Origin of the sequence: Ruminococcus sp. AF37-20, from assembly GCF_003460465.1 — a bacterium.
GTDB classification, from domain to species: domain Bacteria; phylum Bacillota; class Clostridia; order Oscillospirales; family Ruminococcaceae; genus Hominimerdicola; species Hominimerdicola aceti.
Genome location: NZ_QTVE01000003.1, coordinates 199,598 through 205,689 on the forward strand (window position 1 = coordinate 199,598; position 6,092 = coordinate 205,689).

Consider the following 6,092-nt stretch of genomic DNA (forward strand, 5'->3'; position numbering starts at 1 on the left):
CTTCTGAGCGGCTGTATTCGCTGCCACCGCTGTGTTTTCCGTCAACGTAATTATCACCTCTGAAAAATTTTCACTTGTTTTTTTGCTCAGACAAAGGGGGCGACAATTTGCTGTGCCGCCCAAAGTTTTGTCTTGTGCAAATCTTTATGGAGAATTAACTTGATAGCTTATTTGCTTTCGTCAGACCATGTTGTCTTTGAGCCTGTATAGATAGCCTTTATCTCGTCCATTGAGATATCGTCAACTGCGTTATCCTTATTTACGATAACTGCGATAGCGTCCTGAGCGATAGTTACAGACTTGATACCCTGTGAAAGCTCGTCATCTGAGATATCTCTTGAAGCCATACCGATATCAGATGTGCCGTTGATAGCGTCCTTGATACCTGTTGAGGAGTCTGACTGCTGAACGTCTACTGTTACGTTTGTGTTTGCCTTCTGATATGCTTCTGCCAGCTTTTCCATAACCGGTGTTACTGATGATGAACCGCTTACTACTACCTTACCGGAAGCGTTGTTTGAAGCGTAAGCTGCTGCGCTCTTGTCGATCTTTATGTAGCCTGCCTTTTCGATGATATCCTGACCCTCTGAGCTGAGGATATAGTTCTCAAAGTCCTGAGCGGCGTCTGAAAGTCCGTCTTTAACAGCGATATTGAAAGGTCTTACTATTTTATAATCACCGCTTTCGATAGTTGCTGTTGAAGGCTCAACGCCCTCTACTTTAAGAGCCTTTACTGTATCGTTCAGTGAGCCGAATGAGATATAGCCGATAGCGTTCTTATCTCCTGACACCTGAGTAAGTACAACGTCTGTTGACTTACAGATAAGGGCGTCTTTCTTTGTGTTATCGGTCTTGTTGCCGTTTGAATCTTTTTCTTCGATACCAGTCAGCTCTATGAATGCGCCTCTTGTTCCTGAGCCGTCTTCACGGGAAATAACTGTGATCTTGTCTGAGCTTCCTCCGCAGCTTGCGAGCATTGTGGCTGCAAGTGCAACTGATGTAAAGATCGCTGCCAGTTTTGATGTTCTTGTTTTCATGATATAAAACCTCTTTCTTATACTTGCCCTTTGGGCTTTTTGATTTGCACCTTTTCTCTCTGCACCCTGTGTGCAGGTCTTCATGTTATTTCTATTCAGGTGATATACTTATGATACATCAGCATTGTAAAATCAGTAACCGAAGTAAAGTAAAGTCATTGTAAGATGTTTGCAAAGGAATTTACACACAAAAACGGGCTTTACACTGCTATGCACAATGTAAAATCCTTTGGGCAACATTGCACAAGGCACGCCTAGCGGCTTTGTACGCAATCTGCTTGCAGATTTTCCGTTATCTTGCACAGAAACTCCTTGAAATACGGAAGTATTCCTGCGTCGTTTCTATACAATCTAACGAAAAATCTGACTACGCATCTTACGCACAATCCTTGTGCAATGTTGCCCATATTTATACAAAAAAAGCGCGTTCTCGCAAGGAAAACGCACTTTGTAAAATCGGTGATATTCTATTTAAAATCAGTAGTTCTGTTCAAGAACAACTGAGCCGTCTGCCTTATTATATGCGGCGCTGTAGCCGTGACCGTCTTCTGTAAAGAAGTAATAATACAGGAAGCCTGCATCCTCAGTTCTGTATTCATATGAAGACACCTTGCCGTCTATCTGAGCTGTGATAGCGGCGACAGCCTTTGCAGAATCTCCGCTCTCAGCTGATGTAGTTGTTGTAGTTTCGTCAGGCTTTGAGTCTGCTGTAGTTGTGGTAGTTGTTGTAGTTTCTGTATCTGAGGCAGTTGTTGTGGTAGTTGTCGTTGTTTCTGTATCAGGTGCAGAGGTTTCGGTGGCTGGTGTTGAGCTTTCGTCAGCCGGCTGTGAGGCAGTGGTATTTGTGTCGGTAGAAACTGCACTGCTCTCGGTATCGACGAACACGCCTCCCTTACTGTCGTCATCAGCGGAAACAGTTGTTTTTGGCTTTGCGGTATTAGTGGTCTTATTATTTGTTCCGCCAAAGCCGAAGATCTTATAGCCTGCGACTATAGCAAGAATGACCACCACAAGTATACCCACTGTGATAGTGGCAGTAATTGCAAAGAGCTTCTTTCTGGAAGCGTCATCGTTATCCTCTGTATCATCATCGGAATAATCGTTTTCATCGTCAGAATAACCGCCATTATCATAATTATCCTGATAATTCTCATAGCCGTCATTATTATCATGGCTATCAGCTATTGGTGCGGAAAAAAACTCTGTAGGCTCTTCCGGCTGTTTAGGCACGGTAAAGGCTCTTGTTTTCTCTTCATACTCCTGTGCCTCCTGCTTTGTGAACACTCTTGTTCTGTCGGCATCGTCGGCAGAGGTGAAATTCTGCTCCTCCTGCTTACTGTCTTGCGCAACAGGAGTGCTTTCGTCTATAAGCAGGTTATGGCAATACTTACAGAGTATTGCTTCTTCGGATATTTCCTTGTGGCAAAAAGGACATTCCTTTGTTTTCATTTTTACTTTCCTCCCGAATATTATCTGTTAAATATAATGATAACACAAACCATTTTAAAAATCAACAGGTTTCACCAAAATATCATCAAATTATACCATTCTTTTAAAAAAGGCTCTTTTATGGACATTATTTTTGATGTTTTCGTATGATATCACGGTATAATTTGTTGAAGAATAACATTTGTATCGCTTTTAAGCAGGATGTAATTGTGCAAGTATACAAAGTGATAAAAAACCTATTGACAAAACGGGCATTGGGGAGTATAATAATTAAGCTGTCTGATGACGCAGACAAATGCTTCACAGAAACATCTATGAAGCTCAAGGCACACAAAGCTTGGAACTTTTCCGTGGCTGGAGACTTTTCCCCACCGTGTGCAACGTCAACTACGAGGCGTAACTCAGTTTGGTAGAGTGCTTGGTTTGGGACCAAGATGCCGCAGGTTCAAGTCCTGTCGCCTCGACCACTTTATAAAAAAAATGAAAACAAAATAAAAAGTGCTTGACAAGTGCTTGGAGATATGATATAATAGATACCGTCAGTTCGACAGATCAAGCAATACAAGCTGGTGTAGCTCAGTTGGTAGAGCAGCTGATTTGTAATCAGCAGGTCGGGGGTTCGAGTCCGTCCACCAGCTCCATTATTTTGTTTTCATTCATATGGGAGAATTCCCGAGTGGCCAAAGGGGGCAGACTGTAAATCTGTTGCTTCTAGCTTCGGTGGTTCGAATCCACCTTCTCCCACCAAAAAGCTCGCAGACTTCTGCGGGCTTTTTTTGTTTTATCTTGACAGTTTTGGCTATGGTATGATATAATCGAAAAAGATCAGAATGTCATAGGGTGGTAGAGTTTATGAAAAAGCACGTTTTGATACTTTTTGCGGCGGTCATTTTCACGCTTACACTTGCCGGCTGCTCGTCTAAATATGATGCTGAGGACTTTATCGGAAGCATTCCTAGTTTTTTCATAACCCTGTAAAGACTTTCAAGACAGCGTGTATACCCTTGTTTCCTGAGACGATGCCATAGTTCGGGAAGCTCAAGTGTCGGGTTCCGTTTGTGATACCTTTTGATAAGATCTATTTCTTCCTTGGTATGCTCATTGGGATGATGATGCGGTCGGCGTGATTTAACTGCAAGGGACTCCACACTTCCGTCCCAGCGTTTCAGCCAGAAATATATATATGAACGTGATTTATTGTATTTTCTGCTCGCTCGGCTCACTCCATATTTCTTTGCGTAATTCATTAAGGATTGACGAAACTTCATATCTTGTGTTATAGTTTAGATATTAGAGTGATTGTTGAACCAGGCGGTGAAGGGATAGTAACTGGCTTTCCTATTAATCGCTAATTATGAGAGGAGATTAAAATGGTAAAAGACGCATATGATATGTTCTTCAAAAATATCTCTATGCAATTTCATGACGACTCTCTTGTGAATGCTCTTGTGGAAGATGCTGAAGAACTGGCGAAATATGGAGAAAAACGGGTGGCTCTTGAAAATTTTTTGGAGAACGTTTTAGCTAATGAGGTTACGATTTCAAAAGAAGCTGTCACTTTAGCAGAAAAAGCATTCAGTGATGCTCCAAATGATTATGATATAGAGCTAATAAACGAACTGAAAAAAACCGATGTTACGTAAGGGGATGATTTGGATGCCAATGGACAAAAAAGATCAACTTGCAGAATTAATTTCAAATGCGGAAACTTCCTTTTATAATGGGCAATTACAAGAGGCGTTCAGTCTTTCTTTATCAGCTATAAAACTCGATGAGAACTGTGCAGATGCGTATCAGTGTGCTGCAAATGTTTGTATGTCACTCAGCAGATACGAAGATGCAATTGAGTATTATCAAAAAGTTCGAATATATATAATGTTAATAACGCAAATCGAAATGAACTTATAGTTAGTAATATTGTAGACTCAATGTCGGATTCAGATATTATGAGCTTTTTGACCTACCAGAATGCTGGTGGAATGAACACCGATTTTACGAGTGTCAAAAGTGCGTTGAAATGGGATCCGATTTATTACAGCAGAACTGCTAATGCTAGTTATGGAATTGGTTTGGCAGCAGTTATACTCAGCAATGAAGCCATGGGCTATAACTCTCAAATTGTTTTTATTACTGACAGCAGTGTATCAGTTGACAGTAGATTTCTTAAGTTTGCAATAAATAACAAGATACCTATTTACTTTTTCTGTATTGGTGATTTTAATACAGCTGCATTGATAGGTTATGCACAGCTGACAGGCGGCAAGGTATACTCTGCTAAAACCGCTGCTGAAATAAATCAAAGCTGTAGTGAAATAGGTTCAAAGACCTTCGCTGGAGAAAAAGACACTGATGGTGACGGTTTTACAGATATTGAAGAAATGAGCGGACTTATTGTAAGCTCAAATTGCAAAATTGTTAATACCGATTATATGAAAGCTGACACGGATGATGACGGCCTTGATGACAATGAAGAAGTCGATGTTGAGCTTACGAAGGTTGAAATACCTGGCAAGCAGGACAATCCTTCAACGTTCAAATACTATCATCATGTGAATTCTGACCCCTCTAAAGCTGATACTGATGGGGATGGGCTGGACGATATGGAAGATTTTGATCCAACCAAACCTCTATCGAATGATGAACGAAATATATATGACTTTTTCAATAATGCAGAAGATTATGAAATAAGATATGTACTTGAAAATCCTTGGATACAGCAGTTAGGTACGCTCAAAGGCATAGAATGTGTTAAAATTTGCAGGAAACATTTAGTTGATCGAGACCTTAAGAAAATCGAAAATGAGATGATTACTGCAGGTATAATGTCAAATCCAAAAAACGGAAAGCCTATAGATAAAATAATGCAATTTTTGTGCGGACATTATGGGAACCCTTCCACAATGCTGTTCTCCGAGTATGAATTGTATAAAAATAATATTAGCTTCTCTCAACTCATTGAACTGTCTTGGAATGTATGGAGCAATGATATGAAAATGGTTGCTCAAATATGGCTGTTTAATGTTTCCAATTTGATTCAGCAAGGTTGGGCTGAATGGGATTATTCGCCTGAATATAAGTTGTCGTTAGAACAGGAAAGATCACTAAAAAATGTTGTAAATGCAAAGAGAACAGGTATATTAAGAGGCGATACCAAAAGATTAAATGCTAACGAAAGAAAAGTAGTTAGTGAATTGCTAGAGGAAGGCAGATCAATTGAAGTGTTACCTGAAGGTACACAGAGTTCTCCTGACTTTGTAGTAGATGGTCTAAAAACAGAGCTGAAGACACTTGAAAATCATAATTTGAATACTCCTTTGAAAAAAATAAGAAAAGCCTTTGACAAGCAGGGCGCTGATGCAATGATATATGATGTACGTCCAGCACAACTCACAGAAGCAGATGTAAATATTGTATATCAACGCATAACAGGAATATATGGTGGTAAAGTTCCAGGCATAATTGAATTTTGGACAATAGAAGGAAAAGTAATATATAATACATAGGAGGCAGTATATGCGATTTTTATGTCGTTGTGGCAACATGCTTACTAATCAATTGGACCCTAACGATACAGAGTATTATGTGTACTCTGATCGTGAATGGTCT

General features: G+C 40.1%; 6 protein-coding genes and 3 tRNA genes. 7 read left to right on the plus strand and 2 right to left on the minus strand.

From position 1 onward, the window contains the following. Positions 1 to 167: 167 nt before the first annotated feature. Both DW015_RS03230 and DW015_RS03240 read right to left on the minus strand, forming a co-directional pair. Positions 168 to 1,037, minus strand: a complete 870-nt coding sequence (locus tag DW015_RS03230; RefSeq protein WP_117904238.1) for a substrate-binding domain-containing protein — start codon at positions 1,035 to 1,037, stop codon at positions 168 to 170. A gap of 477 nt (positions 1,038 to 1,514) precedes the next feature. Further along, positions 1,515 to 2,486 carry a hypothetical protein gene (locus tag DW015_RS03240; RefSeq protein WP_117904163.1) on the minus strand — a complete coding sequence of 324 codons (972 nt, stop codon included), beginning with the start codon at positions 2,484 to 2,486 and terminating at the stop codon, positions 1,515 to 1,517. A 390-nt stretch (positions 2,487 to 2,876) separates the two neighbouring features. Here DW015_RS03240 and DW015_RS03245 point away from each other — a divergent pair. The 7 genes from DW015_RS03245 (at position 2,877) to DW015_RS03270 (ending at position 5,989) form a co-directional block, all read left to right on the plus strand. After that, positions 2,877 to 2,953 (plus strand) — tRNA-Pro (locus DW015_RS03245). 98 nt (positions 2,954 to 3,051) lie between these two features. After that, positions 3,052 to 3,127 (plus strand) — tRNA-Thr (locus DW015_RS03250). A 21-nt stretch (positions 3,128 to 3,148) separates the two neighbouring features. Next, positions 3,149 to 3,233 (plus strand) — tRNA-Tyr (locus tag DW015_RS03255). A 105-nt stretch (positions 3,234 to 3,338) separates the two neighbouring features. Then, positions 3,339 to 3,464 (plus strand): YgdI/YgdR family lipoprotein, encoded by a 126-nt coding sequence (locus tag DW015_RS13705; protein ID WP_242989001.1) that lies wholly within the window; start codon positions 3,339 to 3,341, stop codon positions 3,462 to 3,464. Between the two features lie 392 nt (positions 3,465 to 3,856). Then, the gene (locus tag DW015_RS03260; RefSeq protein ID WP_117781655.1) at positions 3,857 to 4,129 is read left to right on the plus strand and encodes a hypothetical protein; all 273 of its coding nucleotides are present in this window, start codon (positions 3,857 to 3,859) and stop codon (positions 4,127 to 4,129) included. A 19-nt stretch (positions 4,130 to 4,148) separates the two neighbouring features. Then, positions 4,149 to 4,394: a hypothetical protein gene (locus DW015_RS03265; RefSeq protein ID WP_207659347.1), complete on the plus strand. Its 246-nt coding sequence runs from the start codon at positions 4,149 to 4,151 to the stop codon at positions 4,392 to 4,394. A gap of 38 nt (positions 4,395 to 4,432) precedes the next feature. Next, complete coding sequence (locus tag DW015_RS03270) at positions 4,433 to 5,989, plus strand: hypothetical protein (RefSeq protein ID WP_117904167.1); 1,557 nt, start codon at positions 4,433 to 4,435, stop codon at positions 5,987 to 5,989. The last annotated feature ends 103 nt before the right edge of the window (positions 5,990 to 6,092 follow it).